We start from the raw sequence: 19,932 nt of genomic DNA on the forward strand, positions 1-19,932 counted from the left end.
GCGGTCCAACCACCTGCCGTTGGATCAGCATCGGCTCGATAACGGTGCGGCAGGTGAGGCGTTGTATCGACCCTCCGATGATTTGATTGTGACCATGGCGCTACTGAAAGATTTCATAACAGCACGCAAGGTGGCGCGCTCGATGTTGCGCTCTCGCCGTAATCGGCGTCGTGTGGCGAACCTCATGGCCGAGCATCCGCTGCCCGTTCCTGGTTCAGTGAGCATCGCGGTCTACTTCGCTGATACCAAGGTAAATCTTTACCAAATGCGGCAGTGGTATGCCCCGCTAGCCGAGCTCTCGAAGAGCTTTCCGGTAGCGATCATTTCGCGGTCACCGAGTTCAGTGCTGGCGTTGTGGGATGAAGCGCCGGTTCCCACCGCGTATTTGCGTCGAGTTTCTGAGCTTGAGCAGTTTGTGGCCGAGCAACCGTTGAAGATCATCTTCTACGTCAACCAGAACGCCAAAAACTTCCAAATGTTCCGCTACGGCCACATGTGGCACGTTTTCATCAACCACGGTGAGAGCGACAAAATGTACATGACCACGAATCAGTTCAAGGCCTACGATTTCAGCCTTGTGGCTGGAGATGCCGCACTGGATCGTTTGAGCTACAAACTCTGGGATTTCGACGTCACCAAGAAGGCAATCCCGATTGGGCGCCCCCAGGCCGACCATTTCGCCGGAGAGCTGCCCTACACGCCAGACGACCGCACCGTCGTGCTCTACGCCCCGACGTGGGAGGGCGATCGCGACGCTGCCGCCTACGGTTCCGTAGCTAGTCATGGAGTTGCCCTAACGAACGCAGTTCTTGCGAGCGACAAGCACCGCCTGATTTATCGCCCGCACCCCCGCAGTGGTGTTGTAGATCCTGAATACAAGCGCGCCAATATCGCGATCATCGCTGCGATTGCCGAGGCTAACGAGACTGACCCATCGGTGCAGCACATTTACGATGACGGCAAAGAAATGGGGTGGCAGCTGGTTGCAGCGGATGTCGCCATCACTGACGTCTCGGCGATGGTCTATGACCGGCTCGCCACCGGCAAACCGCTCATCGTCACGCGTCCGCTCTCCGAGCAGGCTGACATCGATGAGGGCGGCTACCTCGGAGCATGCGAGTGGTTACTCGCCGACCAGGCCGGTGACATCCTCTCGATCGCCGAGCGCGTGCAGTTCGACACTGAGGCGAAGGAACGCCTCGGCTATTGGGCTGAGCGTCACTTCGGCGACACCACTCCTGGTGCCGCGACTGCCCGCTTCCACGAGGCCGTTGAGTCGCTGGTGGCGCTGTGGCACCGGCACGCCCAGTTGCACATTGGCGATCGACCGTCGAGCGAAGCAGATCCTTTTGAGGATGACGACGACGATGAGTCTCCGTCCGTTGAATAGCTGATCTAGGGCTGGTCGTCGCTCTCGAGCTCAACCCATCCTTGGCGTTTGCGTCGCTGTGGCAGTTGCGGCAACTTGGGTAGCGTCGGTAGCTTCTTGCGTTCGCCGCGCACCTTCGGCGTCTTGGCTGCTTTAGGGAGCGCAATAACGGGCTCAAGCCACGACGGCAGTGTCGCCGGTGCCGGTCCAAAGCCTTGGCGTGCTGAGCGAATAATCTGGCGGCCCAGAATGTTGTTTCCGCCACCGCCGATCACCGCTCCAATGCCGAAGGGCATGAGGCGACCCACGATGTTGGTTCCTTGGGCGGCTGCATACCGTTTGAGGAAGGTGTGCTTGATCCGGTCCGCTATCGGACCCATGAGCGTGGTCGGCAGGCCTTTGGCAAGGGTTTCGCCCCAATAGGCCGAGCGTGCAACGCCGGTGCCGCTGGCTTGAGCTGCCAGTTGTTTCACGAGGTCGCTGCCGGCGGTGCCGAGCACCATTGTCATGACGAGCGCGCGTGCGCGGTCGGGGTCATCGACGACGATGCCGTGCACTTCGGTGACCGATTGAGCAAAGAGCGCGCTGGCCTCAAGGAACCCGGCGGTCTCAACACTCGAGAGCGCGAGCGAGGTTCCGGTGCCGACGGCGGGGATGGCGGCACTCGCCCCGACGAGGGCGCCACCGGTGGTGACGGCGGCTAGGTAGCGGCGCTCCAGAACGGCAATAATCTCATCCGGAGTCGCGTGTGGTTTGCTGCGACGGATGCTGCGGATGTGGGCCAATACGACGGGACGCTGCACGGTGAGCACCCGATCGATTCCGCGCACCACCATGGGGTGTGATGTGCTCACTTCGCTCTTAGCCATACTTTTAACCGTACCTGAGGACTCTGACGGCACCCCGGGAGTTGGGCAGCCGTTGAGTAACCGTGACGTTGACACCTGGTTGGCTAGTTAGGAGCCGTAGTCCTCGTTGTAGCGCGCGAGCACATCGTCGATGGGGCCGTCGAGCACGAGCTCACCTTTGTCGAGGTAGAGGCCTCGCGTGCAAAAGTGGCGAAGGTCACGCTCGTTGTGGGAGACGAAGAAGAGCGTGCGGCCACCCTTCAAGAGTTCCTCGATGCGGCGGTAACACTTCTCGCGGAAGGCCTTGTCGCCAACGGCGAGAACTTCGTCCACCAAAATGATGGGTTCCTCGAGGCGTGAGATAACGGCGAAGGCAATGCGCACGCGCATCCCGCTCGAAAGATGCTTGTAGGGAGTATCGACAAAACGTTCGATTTCGGCGAACTCGATGATCTCATCGAAGCGTTCGTTGATCTCGCGCTTGGTCATGCCGTGCAGGCCCGCCGTGAGGTACACGTTGTCGCGAACGCTCAAGTCGTCCACGAATCCACCCGTGATCTCGATGAGCGGGGCGACGCCTTCTCCAACTTGCACGGTGCCTTCGTCAGCCAGCATTACTTCGGCCACGAGCTTGAGCAGCGTGGACTTGCCTTGACCGTTGCGGCCAACAACACCGATGGCTTCACCGGCGGTGACGTCGAAACTGACGTTACGAAGAGCCCAAAACTCGTTGGCGCGGGCACGACGCTTGCGCCCAGCAAAGAGGTCTTTAAAGCTGCGGCGTGAGCGCCGGTTGAGACGAAAGCGGATGCCGGCGTCGTCAACCCGAATTACGTGGTTGTCGCTCATTAGATCTCCTTCAGCACGGCACGCTCGGTGCGCGTGAAGACAAGGATTCCGACCGCAACAAGGATCAGGCTCATGAGCGCTCCAATGATGACGGCGTACCAGTCGAGTTGCTCAGGGAAGAACGCTGCCCGATAGAGCGAAAAGATTCCCGCAAGCGGGTTGAAGGCGGCGAGGCCATCGAAGCCCAGCTTTTCCAAATCGGGGATGCCGTAAATGATGGGGGAGGCATAGAACAGAAAGCGCAGCGCGAGCTTGGTTGCTCGCTCAAGGTCGCGGAAGAACACCACCAGTGGCGCAACGATCAGGCCAACGCCGATCGTGAGCACCGCCTGAAGCAGCACGCCAAGCGCGAAGTACACGGCTTCCCAGTGCAGCACTGCGCCGGTCGCGATAGCGAAGAATGCGAGCACTGGAAGGCTCGCGATGAACTCAATCCCCTTGGAGAGCACGAGCCGGGCAACCCAGATGGTGCGAGGGATTTTGGTGGATCGGATGAGTTTTGCCTCACGCAGGTACGCACGCGTGGCATCCGAGACGGCGCCGTTGAACCACATCCAGGGCAAGAGCGCACAGAGGAGGAACACGATGTAGGGCTGCTCGCCCACAGCCTTGTCAAAGACTTGGGTGAAAACGAACCAGTAAATGCCTGCCATGACCAGAGGGTCGAGAACGGACCACACATAGCCGAGGGCTGAGGTGGAATACCGCACGCGAAGGTCGCGCATTGTGAGCAACCAGAGAGTACGGCGGTATCGGGTGAGAGGAGACCATGTAGGTCGCTCCAGTGCTGTGTTCGCCACGCCCCAATAGTAAACGGGCAAATCGACAATCAGCCGCACTCATTCGCAGCAGTGTGAGCGATTCTTCACTTTAAGCAGCAATGCCCGCCTCTCACTGAGTGCGAAGCGGGCAAATCTGTGAGGCTCAATCGAGCCATCTGTCTAGTTAGACGAAGAGGTTGGCACGCTCGAGGTCTTCAGCGAAGTCCACCTCGATGGCGTACAGGTCAGAAATGTCGACGGGTTCGATGAGCAAGCGATCTTCTTCGATAGCGAGCTCAATGCCGCGCTCGAAGTAGTCCTGGTCGCCAACCTTCTTGAGGTGACGTACCAGCGTTGCTTTGGCGTCGCGCGAAATGTAGTTGATGCCAACGGCCTCGCCCAGTCCGCCCTTGACGGTCTTGGAGAGTTCCTTGATGTAGCCCTCAGCGTCGGTCGTGTACTTGACTTCTTCGTCAGAGACCTTCGCGGTGTTGACGCTAACGAACGACTGGTCGCGAGCAACCATGGCGGCGGCACGCTCAAGAGCGGTCGGGTCGAAGACAACGTCGCCGTTCATCCAGAGAACTCCACCAGGAGCGGATGCCTGCAGTGCACGCATGAGGCTCTTCGAGGTATTGGTCTGGTCGTACTGCTCGTTGTAGACGAACGATGCCTCAGGGAATGCTTCGATGATGTGCTCAAGCTTGTAGCCAACAACGATCGTGACCTTGGCGTTGTTGCCGAAAGCGTGACGGATGTTGTCGAACTGCTGCTGCATGATGGTGCGGCCATCGCTGAGCTCAGTAAGAGGCTTCGGCAACGAGCGGCCCAAACGGCTGCCCATTCCGGCAGCTAAAATTACGACCTGTGTAGTCATGGTGGTCTCCTCAGTAGTTCTGGGGCCCGGGTTCAAGGTTCATGATTTACCTACTGTTAACCCGAGATTGGAAAAAACGACACACCCTTGTGCGATAGTCAGGCTAACTGTGTCGGCCGAGAACTCCATAGATTTTGGAGGGTTGTTGCCTATTTGTGATGCAGGCTCATTCTCTGCGCATCTGATTGGTAGGTTTGGACAGTGGAAAACGCCCAAACACCCGACGAGGGCACGAAGTCTGTTGAAACGCCGGTAACGAAGCCCGCGAGCAGCACCCGGAAGCCGGCAACGGCCCGTGGTTCTCAAGCAAAATCGTCTACCGCCAAGCCAACAACTCCTGCTACTCGTAAACCTGCCGCCAAGAAGCCCGCTGCTCGCAAGACGCCTGCCCGCACTACAAGTGCTGCCACAAACGTTGATGCGTCTACCGGTGAGTCGCCGATCGCACCGAAACCGTCGCCGACGACGGTGAAGAGTGCCGCAGGCAAGTCGACTTCCGATAAGCCGACGCCGGCCGCACCGAAACGTGCTGCTGCGAAGCCGAGTGCCGCGAAGTCGACCGCTGCGAAGACCAGTGCGTCGAAGACTGGTGCGTCGAAGACTGGTGCTGCGAAGTCGAGTGCCGCTAAGGCTCCCGCGACGAAGAGCCAAGCGACTCGAAGCTCGACGGCGCCGAAGCCGACCGCGCCAAAACCAACCGCACCCAAGCCAACCGCGCCGATGCCCGCTGCGTCGGAGACGATTGCGCCCGAGACGACTGCGCCCGACTCGGATGCTGTCGAAGTGGTCAACGTCGAGGCGCTCGTTGACGACCTTGTGATCGCCGAGACCGTCGAAGCCACGCCCGAGGCGGAAAAAGCTGTCGATGCTGTGTCGACCGATGAATCCGATGCTGCTGAGGATGCAGTCGCTGGTATTGGCGCTGCTGAGGCTGTTGCGGACGCCGCTAACGACGGCGACGCCGCTGCCGCTGCCGACGCCGACGCCGCTGCCGCTGCCGCTGTTGACGCTGAGGCGGATGCGGATTCTGTAATCGATGCTGATGCTGATGCGGACGCCGAACCCTCCGCGGAAGTTCCCGCAGAGAAGCCGGATGCCGTACTTGCCGGGCTCGCACGCCTGCGTGCCCTTGCCTCGCAGTTCGCTGCACCTGCCGCAGAAGCCGCAGAAAAAAAGGCTCTGGCAGAGAAGGCTGCTGCCGAAAAGGCGGCGGCTGAGAAAGCCGAAGAAGACGAACGCGAAGCGGAACGTGCAGAGGTTGAACGTGCAGAGGTTGAGCGCGCTGAGTCTGAGCGCCTAGAAGCCGAGCGCGCGGAAGCCGAAAAGGCGGACGCCGAAAACGCGGAAGCCGAGAAGGCTGAAGCGGGGCGTCTGGAAGCGGAGCAGATCGCTGCTGACACGGCGGAAGTCGAGGAAGCCGAAGCGGTCACGACCGCGCTTGACGAGGCTGACGCTGCGGCGAGCGACGCTGAGACGGACGACGCTGAGGACGCTGAAGTAGGCACGTCCGTTGAGGCTGATGTCGAGCCTGAGGCCGAAATCACGGACGCGGATCGCGCTGACGCTGAGCAAGCTGACGCTGACACCGATGAGACGGCAACCACGAGCGCCACGGGCGACAACGCAGAACCCGAGTCCGAAACCGCGGTGGCGGCACCGATGGCTCCCGCGCCGGAACGCGCGGCAGCCGCCGAGGCGGAACCCACCGACGAAAGCACAACAGAGTCTGAGCTAGAACCTGTGGCTGCGAGCGACGCCCTGGTTGCGGTCGACGCCACTGTGGGTCACGGGCTCGAAGCGACATCCACGGACGTCGTTTTGGAAGTCAGCGGGCTATCGAAAGGCTTCGGCGACACCGTTGCTGTTGATGACATTCGCTTGAGCGTGCGCGCGGGAGTGTTCTACGGAATTGTTGGCCCCAACGGCGCCGGTAAAACCACAACGCTCTCCATGATCACTGGACTGCTGCGCCCCGACTCGGGAAGCGCCACCGTCAACGGAGTCGACGTCTGGGCATCACCAGAAGTCGCCAAACGCTCCATCGGTGTGCTGCCCGACCGCCTGCGCATCTTCGACCGCCTCACGGGTTCGCAACTGCTCTACTACTCGGGAGTGCTGCGCGGACTCGACGCCACCGAAGTGCGCAAGCGCTCCGCTGACCTCGCCACCGCCTTCGGCCTTGACGACGTCATGGGTCGCCTTGTAAGCGACTACTCGTCCGGGATGCTCAAGAAGGTCGCGCTCGCGGCAGCAATGATTCACTCGCCGCGCCTGCTCGTGCTCGACGAACCCTTCGAATCGGTTGACCCCGTTTCGGCGGCAACGGTCACCCGCATCCTCAAGCAGTACGTTGATGCCGGCGGCACCGTACTACTCTCCAGCCACCGCATGGAACTCGTTCAACGCGTCTGCAGCCATGTGGCCGTCATCGTCGAAGGACGACTGCTCGCCGACGGCACCATCGACGAAGTGCGCAATGGAATGTCGCTCGAAGACCGCTTCGTGCAGTTGACCGGCAAGAATTCCAGTGGGGGAGGGCTCGAGTGGTTGAGCAGTTTCTCCGACTGAGACTAACCATCTTGGCGAACGCGTTTCGCCGAGGACCGCTCGTAGCATCCGCCATGGGGTTGGTGCTGATCTACAGCGCCGTCCTGTTCGTGATGGCCATCCTCGCCGTTGCCGACCTGCGCAACACCACCCCCGAAGTTGCGGGCGCCACACTCGTCGTGTTCGGCTCCGCAGCGCTGCTCGGCTTTCTCGTGATGCCCCTCGGGTGGAATGCGGATGACGCACTCGACCCGCGCAGATTCTCCTACCTGCCCGTCACCCGCATCCGCCTCGCGCTGCTCCTGTTGCTCGCCGGTGCCGCAAGCATCCCCACGGTGATGCTTGCGGGGCTCGCCGTCGCTCAAGTAATCGCGTGGTCGGCGCATCCAGCATCCGCCCTTATCGCTGTGCTCTCCGGACTCATCGTTCTCGTCACGGCCATCGTCGGAGCCCGCCTAGCCAGCCTTATCGCGGCCCGCTACTTGAGCACCAGACGCTTGCGCGAAGGGTTCGGCATCGTCGCGATCGCGCTCGTGGTTGCCTCGCTTCCGATTGCTGTCATGCTCGCTCTCGCCGACTACCAATCCCAAGTCCTGCCGGCCATCCGCCGCGTTGCCGCAGTAATGGAATGGACACCCCTCGGTGTTGCCTTCAGCGCGCCGGCTTCCGCAGCAGCGGGAGACAGCAGCGATGTTCTGGGCAAGCTTGCCATTGCGGTCGGCTTTTTGATCGTTCTCGCTGCCTGCTGGTACTTCCTGCTGGGCTACGTTCTCTCTCGCCCCGAACGCAGCGCCGTCGAAACGTATCGCTCGGGCCTCGGCTGGTTCCGCCTCATGCCGTCAACGCCACTGGGCGCCATCGCGGCACGAAGCCTCAGCTACTGGGCTCGGGACGCACGATACTTCGTTGCACTCGCCGCCATCCCCATCATTCCCATCGGCATGGTTGCCGCTCTTCTCGTCGGCGGCATCGGAGCCGACGTGATCGCGTGGATTCCCGTGCCCGTCATGTGCCTCTTTCTCGGCTGGAGTGCCCACAACGACGTCGCTCACGACAACACCGCACTCTGGACCCACGTCTCGGCCCACACGCGTGGTTCCGACGACCGCTGGGGGCGCATCGTTCCCAACCTGCTCGTGGGCATCCCGCTCGCCGTCGTCGGCAGCATCCTCACGGTACTTATCGTGGGCAATGGTGAAGCGCTACCCGGCCTTATCGGGCTCAGCCTGTGCCTACTCTTTGCGGGTCTCGGCGTTTCCAGCGTCAGCTCAGCCGCCTTCCCCTACGCGGCACCGCTGCCAGGGCACGGTGCGTTCATCCAACCTCAAGCGCTCGTCTCGAACGCTGCCACGGTGCAATCGTTCACGTTCGCATTCACGGTGCTATTCGGCCTCCCAGTCTTGGGAGTCGTCTTCTTCAACCCCTTCACCGATCTGCAACCACAGTGGGCAGCCTTCATCGTCGGCTTGGCCGTCGGTCTTGTCGTGCTCGTCATCGGCGTCTACTGGGGCGGACGAATCATGGTGCGCCGCGGCCCCGAACTGCTCGCACTCTCCTCACAGAACTGACCCAGCACATCCCAAGCCACCTTTGCGGAAGCAAAGACACCGGCTTGCAGCGACGGAAGTAGAATCGACTCATGGCTGACACCGATATCACTGGCGGCGGAACCGACACTCTCGACCGCGAACTCGAAGAACTGCTCAACCAAGAGCAGGTTGAAGAGGGCGACCACGAGCGCTTCTCTCACTACGCACCCAAAAACAAGATCATGGAATCGGCGCTCTCGGGCAAACCGATTCGTGCGCTGTGTGGAAAGCTCTGGACTCCGGGTCGCGACCCCGAAAAGTTCCCCATCTGCCCGACCTGCAAAGAGGTCTACGAAAAGATGAAGGGCTAACGCTCCCGCTTTTTCGCTCGGCACACAGCTCTAGCGGTAAATCGTGGGAACTACAGGTTCGCCGCGCGACAACCGGAACGCGGTCTGCGGCAACTCCGCCGTCGCCGTTTCGCAGTGATCGCGCGCGGCAAGCGTGCCACCATCGCCGATCCATTGCTGATCGGCTGTGCCGCCCGTCATGAGTGCAACGTTGAGATCTCGGCCCTCAACATCCGGTCGGCCCTCAGACTCTTGATAAATCAGTTCCATGGATGCGACGCCATTGTCGAGCGCGCGCACCGCCGCCTTGTGACCGCCAATGGTGGCTTTCGCCGCCGACTTCTTGGCGACAGAAATCCACTCGCCCGCATCGTTCTGATGGGCTACCAACTTGTAGACCATGCCTGCGGCCGGGAAGCCGGACCCGGTGACCACGGAGGTGCCAACTCCGAATGAATCGACCGGGGCAGCACGCAGCGCAGCAATCGCGTGCTCGTCGAGGTCGTTGGTGACAGTGATGCGGGTTTTCGTTGCCCCGAGTGAGTCCAATTGGGCTCGAACGGCCGCGACCTGAATCGCAAGATCACCAGAGTCGATGCGCACAGCGCCCAACCCGGTGCCGGCGACCTTCACAGCAAGCTCGACCGCATTCTCGACATCGTAGGTGTCAACCAGCAGCGTGGTCGAGGGGCCAAGCGCGTCAACCTGTGCCTGGAAAGCTTCTTCTTCAGAATCGTGCAGCAGCGTAAACGAGTGCGCTGCGGTTCCCATCGTGGGCACGCCCCAACTGCGCCCTGCCTCAAGGTTGCTCGTTGCGCTGAAGCCGGCGATGTAGGCGGCGCGAGCGGATGCCACGGCAGAGCGTTCTCCGGTGCGGCGTGATCCCATCTCTGCAATGGGTCGCCCGTCGGCAGCAGACACCATGCGCGCAGCAGCGGACGCGACAGCGGAGTCGTAATTCAGCACGCTCAGCGCGAGTGTCTCCAGCAGCACAGCTTCGGCGAAGGAGCCCTCAACGGTGAGCACGGGGGAGCCGGGGAAGTACGCGTCACCCTCGCGGTACCCACTGATATCGCCAGTGAAGCGATAGTTGGCGAGCCAGTCGATGGTCGTGGGGCTCACGATGGCATTGCGCGAGAGGAACCCGAGCTCGTCGTCGCCAAAGCGGAATTCTTCGATGAGTTCGAGCAGGCGTCCGGTTCCCGCAACAACGCCGTAGCGGCGGCTGTCGGGAAGGCGGCGGGCAAACACTTCGAACACACACTGGCGTTCGTGGCGGCCACTGCCGATAGCGGCGTCGAGCATGGTCAGCTCGTATTGGTCTGTTAGCAGAGCGGTACTCACCCGACCAGCGTACGCGACAGACCATCACCGTTGTCGGGGAGGGTTCGGGCATCCACCACTACGATTGAAGACGTGACTGATGCACCTATTGGCGTTTTCGACTCCGGAGTCGGTGGCCTCACCGTAGCCCGAGCGATTATTGACCAGTTGCCGCACGAATCGATTCTGTATGTGGGCGACACTCTGCACTCGCCTTATGGGCCGAAGCCGATTGCCGATGTGCGCCGCTATTCCCTTGAAATCATGGATCGCCTCGTCGACGACGGCGTGAAGTTACTTGTGATCGCCTGCAACACAGCCTCGGCTGCGATGCTTCGGGATGCCCGCGAGCGGTACACCGAGGCGCGCGGCATCGAAGTGGTCGAAGTGATCCAGCCCGCTACGAGGGCGGCAGTGCGTCAGACCCGCAATGGTCGAGTCGGAGTGATTGGCACCGAGGGCACGATCAAGTCGCGTGCTTACGAAGATGCCTTTGCTGCGGCATCCGGCATCGAATTGTTCACGCAGGCCTGCCCCCGTTTTGTGGAGTTCGTGGAAGCCGGCATCACAACCGGGCCAGAAGTTCTTGCTGTCGCCGAAGAATATTTGGCGCCGCTGAAGGCCGCCGAGATCGACACGCTCGTGCTCGGCTGCACCCACTACCCGCACATTTCTGCCGCGATTCAGTACGTGATGGGGCGGGATGTCACGCTCGTCTCGAGTGCGGAAGAAACCGCCTACGACGTCTACAACACTCTGGTTGCGCACAATCTGCTGCGCGATTCCACGGAACCCGCTCGCCACGCCTTCGAGGCGACCGGCCCAGATAAGCAGGGTTTCACCAGTCTGGCTTCCCGCTTCATGGGGCCAAACATCGTGCGCGTCGAGACCTTCGAAACCGGCGCAATTAACCTGCCGCAGCTCCCGTAGCGAGCGCCCCTAACGAACACCAGATTTCACCGATAGACCGATAGAGAGTAGAAACATGACCCGTCACGATGGCCGCGAAAACAACGAACTGCGCGAAGTAACAATCGAGCGCGGATGGAGCGACCAGGCTGAGGGCTCAGCGCTAATCTCGTTCGGCAAGACGAAGGTGCTGTGCACGGCATCCTTCACCAATGGTGTTCCGCGCTGGATGGCAGGCAAGGGCAAGGGTTGGGTCACGGCCGAGTACTCGATGCTTCCGCGCAGCACGAACAGCCGTATGGACCGCGAGGCCGTCAAGGGCAAGGTCGGCGGCCGCACACACGAAATCTCGCGCCTCATAGGCCGCAGCCTTCGCGCTGTCGTCGACATGAAGGCGCTCGGCGAAAACACGATCGTGATCGACTGTGACGTTCTTCAGGCCGATGGCGGAACCCGCACAGCAGCTATCACTGGTGCCTACATTGCGCTCGCTGACGCCATCGAGTGGGGCCGTGAGAAGAAGTTCATCGGCAAGAACTCGAAGGCACTCTTCGATTCGCTCGCCGCAGTGAGCGTCGGAATCATAGACGGTGAGCCAATGCTCGACCTCGCCTACGTTGAAGACGTGCGCGCCGAGACCGACATGAACGTCGTTGTCACCGGTCGCGGATTGTTCGTTGAGGTTCAGGGCACAGCCGAAGGCGCACCCTTCGACCGCCGCGAACTCGACTCGTTGCTCGACCTCGCTCTCGCTGGCGGTACGCAGCTCACCGCGATTCAAGCCGCGACTCTCGGCCAGAGCAGCACCACTCTCACTGGCGCGTAATCGTGCGCATCGTTCTCGCCACCCACAACGCTCACAAAGTTGCCGAGCTGCGCCGCATTCTTGGCCCAGCACTCGACGGCCTCGAACTCGTCGCCTACGACGGGCCCGAGCCGGTTGAAGACGGCGACACGTTCCAAGCCAACGCGCTGATCAAAGCGCGGGCTGCTGCTGCCCACACCGGGCTGCCGGCGCTGGCTGATGATTCCGGAATCTGTGTTGACGCGCTGGGCGGTGCCCCCGGCATCCACTCGGCTCGGTATGCGGGAACGCGCAACGATGTCGACAACCTCGAACTGCTGTTGGCAAACATGGTCGGCAGGGATGACCGCGCCGCCCAGTTTGCCTGTGCGGCAGCGTTCGTGGTTCCCGCCAGTGTTGCTGGCACCGCCGGCACCGCTGGCGCTCCCGAAGCCGAAGCTCACGAGTTCGTGGAGCTTGCACTCTGGCCGGGCACCGTGGCAACCGAGCGGAGCGGAACTGAGGGCTTCGGCTACGACCCAATCTTCTGTCCGGATGGGCAGCCGGGAACATCCGCTGACCTCACCTCTGACCAGAAGGATGCGCTCAGCCACCGGGCCCAAGCATTCGCCGCGATCATGCCGATCGTGCGCACTCAACTGCTGGGCGACTAACCGCAGCCTACCGATCAGCGGCGAGTATTTGCGCTGCGGTCTCGGCGCCGAGCGCAACAACGTAGGGTTGAGGCGTGTCTGAACATGATGATCCCCACGCAGTAGATCTTGAACTCCCCATCGCAGCCCGCATTACGGCCGCGAGCGAACGCCATGGCGAAGCCGTCATTGTCGAACGTGCCGTCTCTCTCATCGAGGGCAACAACGAGGGCAAAGAGTTCCTGCTGATTGTCGGCGGTGAGCATGCTCAGGGCATCCTCGACGGAGCTCCGGTGCTCTACTGGCCCGAGTTGTGGGGAACGCGCGCGCTACTGCACGCCTGGAATGACAGCGCAGCGGATGCCGTACTCGCCGCTCTCAGCAATCAAGCGTGGCGGGTGCGCGAGATGGCAACGCGTGTTGTTGCTACTCGACGACTCGACGCTCGCGAGCAGCTTCTGGCGCTCCTGACGGACGACACTGCCCGCGTTCGCGCGTCCGCAGCTCGTGCCCTCGGAACAGTAGGGTCGCTCGATGTCGTTGAGGCGATCTCTGAGCTTGTGAAAGACGAAGACATTGAGGTTCGCCGCGCTGCTCAGCAGGCCGTGACCGCCATCCGTAAGCGTTCGCCTCAGCAATAGCGGCTTCTGGCCTAGTCGTCGAAGTCTTGGTTGAAGTCTTTGGGGTGCAGGGCTAGCTTTTCTGCTTCAGTGTCGTCGAGAGCCTCGGCGCGGCCCGTTTCGCGCGCCTTTTTCGCTTTGTAGGACGAGCGGAAGTAGTGGTACGCCGTCGGTAGCACCGTGAGGGTTACCGCGGCGAGCAGGATCAGGTCGATGTATTCGACAATGAAATCGCTGAGCCACGGAATGTACCCGAGCAAGTAGCCGCCGAAGGTGAGCCCGGAGCCCCAGATGAGAGCGCCGATCGCGTTGTAGAGCGAGTACTTGCGGTAGTCCATGTGGCCGACGCCCGCCGCGACCGGTGCGAAGGTGCGCACGATCGGAACAAATCGAGCCATGATGACGGCGAGGCCGCCGAAGCGGGTGAAGAAAGCGTTGGTGCGTTTGACGTTTTCGACGCTAAAGAGACCTGTCTCTTTTCGTTCAAAGATCTTGGGGCCCACTTTGTGCCCAATGAGATAACCGACCTCACCGCCGAGGAAGGCGGCAAGGCTCACCGCCAAACAGACCCACCAGATGTCGTACTCGATGACGCCGGCAAAGGTGAGAACACCGGTGATGAGAAGCAGCGTGTCGCCAGGAAGAAAGAATCCAACGAGGAGCCCGGTCTCGGCAAAGACAATGAATGCCACGCCCAGCAGCGCGAATGCCCCAAACCCGGTAATCAGGTTTTGGGGATCGAGCCAAGGGATGATGGCGGTGCCTACCAAGGGGTTTTCTCCAGAATCGTCGGCTAGGTGCGCGTAGTCGGCGACGTTAGCGATGTACGTCACAGAGTAACGCGTGCTGGGGAGGGTTCGCTGTGGGGGATACCCCCGTATCACCGGTTACGGTGACGCGCGCGAGCTTTGCGTCCCGGCTGTGTGCACTACCGTTCAACACCGCTGTGCTCGCGGTCGCGATGCGATCTATGTGGTGCGGAAGGCGGGACTTGAACCCGCACGCTCGAAAGCACAGGAACCTAAATCCTGCGTGTATACCAATTTCACCACTCCCGCTGGCCGGATAATCTTATCGCGACTCGGGCGGCTGTGTTTGCGCCTATGGGATTGCTTCAACTTTGCTGTGCACGGCCCCGTTGGCCCCGCCATCCTCGTGTTTTTGGAGGTGGAGGGTGTAATTTATGTAGTGTCTTCCCTATGGAGACGATGTCCGCGATTGCGCCTTCCAAGAGCCCTGTGAGCCACAGCTAGCGCATCGCACGAAGCAAGGAGAGCGACATTACCGTTCACGAGCTCCAATCGAGCCTGTTCACCCTCGACTCGGCCACTGCCGAAGCGATCCGTACCGCTGCCGAGCGCATTACTGCGCACCCTAATGAGAACCCGGATGACTTCGGTCGCCAGGCTCTCGCTGCAGCGTTCAGTTTGCCTGAAGAGGTCCGTGCGGCTGTTTTGAATTTTGCTGAAGTCGGTTCTGAAGCCGGCATCATGGTTGTGCGCGGTCTGTATGTCGACGAAGACCTCACGGACACCCCGCTCGACAACAAGAGCGGCCTGGGCGCCGGCACCATCTTCGCGAAAGAAATGGGCATGCTTGCTCACCTCCTCGGCAGCATGGTTGCCTACGAGGCTGAGGGCAATGGCCACCTGATCCAAGACATGGTCCCCAACCCGAAGCTTGCTGTAACTCAGCAGTCGCAGGGCTCGAAGGTGGAGCTCGAAGCTCACACCGAGCAGTGCTTCTCCGATTTCAAGCCTGACTACGTGATCCTTGGCGCCCTTCGCGGCGACGAGAATGCCAAGACGTATGCGTTCTCGGGTCGCAAGCTTGTTGCCCAGATGACTCCTGAAGAGGTTGCCAAGCTGCGCCAGCCGCTGTGGGCAACCACGATCGACGAGTCGTTCCAGCCGTACATTCCTCACCCGGATGCCGTTCGTGGCCCGTTCCCGATCATCACCGGTCCAGAGGACGACCCGTACATCCTCGTTGACCAGGACCTCATGCACGGCATCACCGCTGAGGCTCAGCGTCTGCTCGGCAAGGTAGTCGAGACCTACATTGAGCACCGCGACGCCCACGTGCTGCAGCCGGGCGACCTGCTGATGCTCGACAACCTGCGCGCCATGCACGGTCGTTCGATGTATGCCCCTCGCTTCGATGGCAAAGACCGCTTCATTGCGCGTGGCTTCGTCGTGCGCGACCGCCGCAAGCTCTGGCCTCAGCTGCTCGAAGACCGCCGCACCCTCGCTGCGGTCCACAGCTAAGAGGCTCAGCGCAAGCTAGCTAGTTCGTAACGACGCGGGTCGTCTGCTCCGGCAGGCGGCCCGCGTTTGTGCGTTTTGGGGTGATGGCGAGGAAGAGTGCGGCGACGATGCAGAGCTGGCCGAAGATGCCCAGAAGCATGCCGGCGCTTGACTCATCCCCACCTCCGATCGCGAAGGTATCGGCCAGCCCCATGCCCATGGAGAAGCCAGCGAACCAGTGGAAGAAGATCGCGGCGCTCAGGAGCGCGAGGCTCGCTACGAGCATCCCGCGCAGAGTAATAATGTTGGCGAATACCCGTGACGTTGTGATGGCGGCAAACACCACCGCCGCGAGGGGCCAGAAAATGGCCCACATCCACGAAAAGACTTCGCCTTGGAGTTCCCCCGCGGCATCCATCGCTGCATAAATTTCATCGAGCGAAAGTTCCGGAACTTTCGCGAGCGGGTTCCACACGTAAATATTTACGATACCGATAGCGACGATGGCGATCGTGGCCGCTATGGTGGCTAGGCCGATCACCAATCGAGCTCGTCGAGCGTGCGGCGCGCGTTCGGGGACTCTGAGAGTTTTGTGGTCGTCGATCTCAGTTGCTGTTGCCTGTGGCGGCGCAGCCGACTGAGGAGTTGCGGCTCGCGCACGAATGGCGAACCACGTCATGACGACTCCGAACGCAAGCAGCGCTATCGCGAATACGCCGACCGCTGCGCCAACCGCGGTAACCACGACGGGGAAATCGAGCACGGCAGGAGCGCCGAGGCCATAAAAGCCCCAGAGAAGCTGATTAGCGCCCAGAAGTCCAGCGCTGAGATACGCGGCGGTAGCCCACCGCGCGAAACGTGACGCGGGCGACGAAAACGGAGTCATGCCGACACTCTAAGCCAGCGGCATCCGAAATCAAGGATTATTCAGTCGAGGGGTGAGCCGGGCAATATGCCCACCCTCTCGGCTGAAGTTGTTAGCGCTTGTGGCGTCCGCGGAGTCGTGCGAAGAGGCCCTGAGGTGCCGGCGCTGGTGCCGGAGTGTCAGTTTCGTCTTCGCTGGCACCGGGCAGGATGCGCAGGATGTTCATGAGGCTCAGTGCTGCCAGGAGCGAGTGTGCCTCATTAGGCAGAGTTTCAGCGATTGCTGAAAGTTCTTTAGCCGAGAGCGGTGCATGGCTCAGGATTGAGGTCATGCGCAGCTGGTCGGCATCGTGCGGAAGATTCGTGATGTTCGGCCAGCGACGCAGGCGGTAGCGCGCGCCATCGGTGAGCCAAGGCGCGGGGGTGTGAGCGTAACCGGTGGTGCCGATCATCCATAGCAGCGGGTTGAGGTCGAAACCGGCACCCGTTGGCATGATCACTTCTTCGCGGATGTGACTACGCACATTGATGCTGACGGGATGCGTTGGGAAGTCGGTGATTTCAGCTTTCCACCAGTAGGCGCGCTCGTTCACATCGATCACGAGCATCGGGAAGCTGGATGAGGTGATTGACAATACAGTCGGCTGCGCGCTGCTGGACGCAATCTTGATTGCTTCCGCAACCTGCGCCCACTCAGAAGCGAGAACTGACTGGTCGAAGTCATCTTCGGCTGTTTCTCCGACGAATCCGACGGTGGGGTCGCCGGCGATTGCCGAGTCAACTGCTTGCTCGGGCGATGGCGCCTCGAGCTGACGGAGCGTGCTGGCCAACGTCGGCTCAGGCGTCGTTTCGTGCGCGATCGGCGTCGTTGCGGTGACGGGCTGAACGGAATCTTCGAGCTCGTCGTCGGTGGGGTCGGCAAAGTCGACATCGACCAGCTGGTGCACGAGTGGTGCGCGTGCTCCAGAGATCTGGTCAGTCCAGGTGTGGTTATCCCACCAGCGCAGCTGGGGGAGGCCAAGCGGGTCGGGGTACCAGCCGGCGGGGATGTTGGTTGTGTATGTAGTCATCTTCACGCCTCCTGCGTGAATTGGTGTGCGTGCCGAGGGTGCATCGCGGTCGTGCTTGGGGTAAAAATCCTCGAGTCAGAATATGATCTGCGGGTTAGACAAGTGATCGCATTCTGTTCGTAGTTCCTGGTCCTTCTGCGGGTGTTTCGGGTAGTGCTTGCTCAGGTACTGCGTGTGCGGGTTGTACGGGTTGTGCGAGTAGTTCGGGGCCTTCGGGTTTTCGGTTTGTTCTTAGTTCGCCATCAATAAGGTCTTGAGCCTTCGCGCGGTTCGGCGCGCGGCGGTCAGCGATATGCCGATGGTTTCTTTGTCGGTGAAGAGGGCTGCGAGTACCAGCGGGTGGTCGTCGACTCGCACTTGCACGACGTGGCCATGAGCGGCCGCGACGATCACAAACTCGTTATCTCCGAGCTGCAATTCTCTAGCGACAGCATCGGCGAGGGCCTGAGTTGAACTGGCCATGCTCGCGAATCGATTGCTGTCAAATTCTTTACCGGCTACCGAAACAACGCTGAATCCGTCTTCTGTCAGAAGGGATGCGTAGCGAAGTGACGGTGCTAAATCACGAAGTCCACCCAAGGCAAGTTCGCCTCGGACGATGTACTTGGAGTCGAGGTGGGGAGCGAGAGTCATCGTGCTCTCCGTCCACCGGAACCGACGCCGACACCGATGCTGTCGGCGACGGCTTGCTTGAGCTCGATGTTGGCGATGAGCGTCATGAGGAGCGTCATCATCTCTTCCTGAGAGCGAGCATCCACGGTAAGTACCGGGATCATCACGTCAGGCATTTCATCGGCAAGAGCGTTGGCGTATTCCTCGATCAGCGCGCGGGGCACGAGGTCGGCCCGCGTGAGACCGATCACAATTCCGCCGCGCTCGTAGAGGGCGAAGAATTCTTTGACGTATTCGATGGCGGTCTCGACAGGATTGTCGGCATCCGCATTCACCAGCAGCAGTACGCCCTCGGCACGTTCGGCGAGAATCGTCCACATGAAGTCGAATCGACGTTGGCCGGGAACGCCATACAGGCGAACTTTCTCGGCCTCGTTGATCCCGATTTCGCCGTAGTCGAGAGCCACCGTGGTGGTGGGCTTGTCGGCAACGCTTCGGTCGCTATTTGCGGCCTCCGTGCTGACGACATCGATCTCGCTGAGGGCGCGAATAGCGGAGGTCTTGCCGGCGCCCATTGGCCCGGCAAACAGGATTACGTGCTCTGCCATCTGATCCCTCCCCCAGGAGTTCGTTCTACGGTTCTTTCTCACTGAAGCATGCAAGCCCCCGAAGCGGGGTAGTAGACCCCCGTTTGGGTGTCGTTAACATTTGCCCCCATAAATGCTGACCAGAACGTTCTGTCTGTCCCCTCAAGACGTGCCGTGTTTTCTGGGAAGTCAGACGATTTTCTAGACCAATTCGGTACTGGTCTCGACGGCACCGGGGGTCAGCGAGAGGGAATTGGGGCGGGTGCGCGAGCGGGAATTTGTGCCCCGACAATTGCCGCAAGAGCCAGCCCAAACCCGAGCAATTGGAGTGCGCTAAAACGTTCGCCGAGGAGGAGTGCGCCGAGCGCGGCTGCAGTGAGGGGGGAGAGCAAACCGAGCACGGCGAGCGATGAAATCGGCACGATCCGAACGCCCCGAAACCAGAGTGTGTATGCGACGATGCCGCCAACGATTCCTAGCCACGCATAGCCGGCGATAGCGGGCCCGCTGAGCGTCGCCGGAATGCCCTCAGCGAGCAGTGTGATGGGGAGGAGAAAGAGCCCGCCAGCGGTGAGAAGCCAGCCGGCATAGCTGAGCGCCGACACCTCGGGTGGTTTTCCCCAGTGCTTCGAGAGAAGCACTCCGAGCGCCATGGATGCCGTGCCGCCGAGCCCGGCGATGAGACCGAGGGTGTCGAGTTGGGCGCTCGCCCGCAACACAACGAGGGCAACGCCGAGCGCGCCGATGATGCCCCAGCTCACGAGTCGCCAGGGAGCGCTTTGGCGAAAGACGGCGACGATGAGCACGGCAACGATGAGGGGTTGGGCGGCGCCCAGGGTGGCGGCGACTCCGCCGGGGAGGCGGTAAGCGGCGATGAACAGCAGGGGAAAGAAGGCGCCGATGTTGAGCACGCCGAGCACGAGAGATTTCCACCACCAGGCGCCGCGGGGCAGCTGGCGGGCGATGACGAGGGCGATCAGGCCGGCAGGCAGAGCGCGCACGAGGGAGGCGAAGAGGGGATGCCCGGTCGGCAGCAGCTCAGTGGTGACGATGTAGGTCGTGCCCCACACGATGGGCGCAACAGCGGTGATCAGGGTGTCGCGCAGCCGCATGAGAACTCCTTAGTGTTGAATA

General features: G+C 61.3%; 21 protein-coding genes and 1 tRNA gene. 9 read left to right on the top strand and 13 right to left on the bottom strand.

The features are described 5' to 3' along the window. Positions 1-19: 19 nt before the first annotated feature. A complete protein-coding gene (locus I6E52_RS12725) occupies positions 20-1,390 on the top strand; it encodes a CDP-glycerol glycerophosphotransferase family protein (protein WP_374059111.1) in 1,371 nt (456 codons plus the stop codon). 5 nt (positions 1,391-1,395) lie between these two features. Here the strand turns inward: I6E52_RS12725 and I6E52_RS12730 are convergent, their stop codons facing one another. The 5 genes from I6E52_RS12730 to I6E52_RS12750 form a co-directional block, all read right to left on the bottom strand. Beyond that, positions 1,396-2,238, bottom strand: coding sequence for a hypothetical protein (locus tag I6E52_RS12730; RefSeq protein ID WP_231602095.1), 843 nt, complete (start codon positions 2,236-2,238; stop codon positions 1,396-1,398). Positions 2,239-2,325: 87 nt separating this feature from the next. Further along, a complete protein-coding gene (locus I6E52_RS12735) occupies positions 2,326-3,066 on the bottom strand; it encodes an ABC transporter ATP-binding protein (protein WP_197157935.1) in 741 nt (246 codons plus the stop codon). Further along, complete coding sequence (locus I6E52_RS12740) at positions 3,066-3,851, bottom strand: ABC transporter permease (RefSeq protein WP_255529335.1); 786 nt, start codon at positions 3,849-3,851, stop codon at positions 3,066-3,068. Before I6E52_RS12740 ends, I6E52_RS12735 begins: the two co-directional genes overlap by 1 nt. A gap of 160 nt (positions 3,852-4,011) precedes the next feature. Then, positions 4,012-4,704 (bottom strand): NTP transferase domain-containing protein, encoded by a 693-nt coding sequence (locus tag I6E52_RS12745; protein ID WP_197107291.1) that lies wholly within the window; start codon positions 4,702-4,704, stop codon positions 4,012-4,014. A gap of 302 nt (positions 4,705-5,006) precedes the next feature. After that, positions 5,007-5,495, bottom strand: a complete 489-nt coding sequence (locus tag I6E52_RS12750) for a hypothetical protein (protein WP_197157940.1) — start codon at positions 5,493-5,495, stop codon at positions 5,007-5,009. Between I6E52_RS12750 and I6E52_RS12755 the strand changes: the two genes are divergently transcribed. From I6E52_RS12755 to I6E52_RS12765, 3 genes are all read left to right on the top strand, one after another. Beyond that, positions 5,488-7,272 carry an ABC transporter ATP-binding protein gene (locus I6E52_RS12755; RefSeq protein WP_307842536.1) on the top strand — a complete coding sequence of 595 codons (1,785 nt, stop codon included), beginning with the start codon at positions 5,488-5,490 and terminating at the stop codon, positions 7,270-7,272. The two genes, I6E52_RS12750 and I6E52_RS12755, sit on opposite strands and share 8 nt — an antisense overlap. A gap of 11 nt (positions 7,273-7,283) precedes the next feature. Then, positions 7,284-8,819 (top strand): hypothetical protein, encoded by a 1,536-nt coding sequence (locus tag I6E52_RS12760; protein WP_231602096.1) that lies wholly within the window; start codon positions 7,284-7,286, stop codon positions 8,817-8,819. 71 nt (positions 8,820-8,890) lie between these two features. Continuing rightward, positions 8,891-9,151, top strand: coding sequence for a DUF3039 domain-containing protein (locus I6E52_RS12765; protein ID WP_197125402.1), 261 nt, complete (start codon positions 8,891-8,893; stop codon positions 9,149-9,151). Between the two features lie 30 nt (positions 9,152-9,181). Here I6E52_RS12765 and I6E52_RS12770 read toward each other — a convergent pair whose 3' ends face one another. Continuing rightward, positions 9,182-10,474 (bottom strand): nicotinate phosphoribosyltransferase, encoded by a 1,293-nt coding sequence (locus tag I6E52_RS12770; protein WP_307842537.1) that lies wholly within the window; start codon positions 10,472-10,474, stop codon positions 9,182-9,184. Positions 10,475-10,546: 72 nt separating this feature from the next. Here I6E52_RS12770 and murI point away from each other — a divergent pair, with 72 nt between their 5' ends. The 4 genes from murI (at position 10,547) to I6E52_RS14600 (ending at position 13,440) form a co-directional block, all read left to right on the top strand. Then, entirely contained in the window at positions 10,547-11,383 is an 837-nt protein-coding gene (gene murI, locus I6E52_RS12775; protein WP_197157943.1) for a glutamate racemase, read from the top strand. Between the two features lie 55 nt (positions 11,384-11,438). Beyond that, on the top strand, positions 11,439-12,188 hold the full coding sequence (rph, locus tag I6E52_RS12780) for a ribonuclease PH (RefSeq protein WP_197157945.1): 750 nt from the start codon (positions 11,439-11,441) through the stop codon (positions 12,186-12,188). Then, the gene (rdgB, locus tag I6E52_RS12785) at positions 12,188-12,820 is read left to right on the top strand and encodes an RdgB/HAM1 family non-canonical purine NTP pyrophosphatase (RefSeq protein WP_197158080.1); all 633 of its coding nucleotides are present in this window, start codon (positions 12,188-12,190) and stop codon (positions 12,818-12,820) included. Before rph ends, rdgB begins: the two co-directional genes overlap by 1 nt. Before the next feature lie 74 nt (positions 12,821-12,894). Then, positions 12,895-13,440 (top strand): HEAT repeat domain-containing protein, encoded by a 546-nt coding sequence (locus I6E52_RS14600; RefSeq protein ID WP_197157948.1) that lies wholly within the window; start codon positions 12,895-12,897, stop codon positions 13,438-13,440. Positions 13,441-13,451: 11 nt separating this feature from the next. On the opposite strand, the gene I6E52_RS12795 is transcribed toward I6E52_RS14600, so the two are convergent. Continuing rightward, a complete protein-coding gene (locus tag I6E52_RS12795; protein ID WP_197158082.1) occupies positions 13,452-14,189 on the bottom strand; it encodes a DedA family protein in 738 nt (245 codons plus the stop codon). 203 nt (positions 14,190-14,392) lie between these two features. After that, positions 14,393-14,477: transfer RNA gene (locus tag I6E52_RS12800), tRNA-Leu, on the bottom strand. A 396-nt stretch (positions 14,478-14,873) separates the two neighbouring features. On the opposite strand from I6E52_RS12800, the gene I6E52_RS12805 reads away from it, so the two are divergent. Next, positions 14,874-15,686 (top strand): TauD/TfdA family dioxygenase, encoded by an 813-nt coding sequence (locus I6E52_RS12805; RefSeq protein ID WP_197157950.1) that lies wholly within the window; start codon positions 14,874-14,876, stop codon positions 15,684-15,686. Positions 15,687-15,705: 19 nt separating this feature from the next. On the opposite strand, the gene I6E52_RS12810 is transcribed toward I6E52_RS12805, so the two are convergent. The 5 genes from I6E52_RS12810 to I6E52_RS12830 all read right to left on the bottom strand — a co-directional run bounded on the left by I6E52_RS12810 (position 15,706) and on the right by I6E52_RS12830 (position 19,910). Then, positions 15,706-16,551 carry a hypothetical protein gene (locus I6E52_RS12810; protein WP_197157952.1) on the bottom strand — a complete coding sequence of 282 codons (846 nt, stop codon included), beginning with the start codon at positions 16,549-16,551 and terminating at the stop codon, positions 15,706-15,708. 91 nt (positions 16,552-16,642) lie between these two features. Beyond that, positions 16,643-17,599, bottom strand: a complete 957-nt coding sequence (locus I6E52_RS12815) for a DUF2510 domain-containing protein (RefSeq protein ID WP_197157955.1) — start codon at positions 17,597-17,599, stop codon at positions 16,643-16,645. A 231-nt stretch (positions 17,600-17,830) separates the two neighbouring features. After that, positions 17,831-18,232, bottom strand: a complete 402-nt coding sequence (locus I6E52_RS12820) for a roadblock/LC7 domain-containing protein (RefSeq protein ID WP_197157957.1) — start codon at positions 18,230-18,232, stop codon at positions 17,831-17,833. Continuing rightward, positions 18,229-18,819, bottom strand: a complete 591-nt coding sequence (locus tag I6E52_RS12825) for an ATP/GTP-binding protein (RefSeq protein ID WP_197107277.1) — start codon at positions 18,817-18,819, stop codon at positions 18,229-18,231. Before I6E52_RS12825 ends, I6E52_RS12820 begins: the two co-directional genes overlap by 4 nt. A 218-nt stretch (positions 18,820-19,037) precedes the next feature. Beyond that, the gene (locus tag I6E52_RS12830) at positions 19,038-19,910 is read right to left on the bottom strand and encodes an EamA family transporter (RefSeq protein WP_197157959.1); all 873 of its coding nucleotides are present in this window, start codon (positions 19,908-19,910) and stop codon (positions 19,038-19,040) included. Positions 19,911-19,932: the final 22 nt, after the last annotated feature.

The sequence above is a fragment of the Salinibacterium sp. NG253 genome, assembly GCF_015864945.1.
Taxonomy (GTDB): Bacteria; Actinomycetota; Actinomycetes; order Actinomycetales; family Microbacteriaceae; genus Rhodoglobus.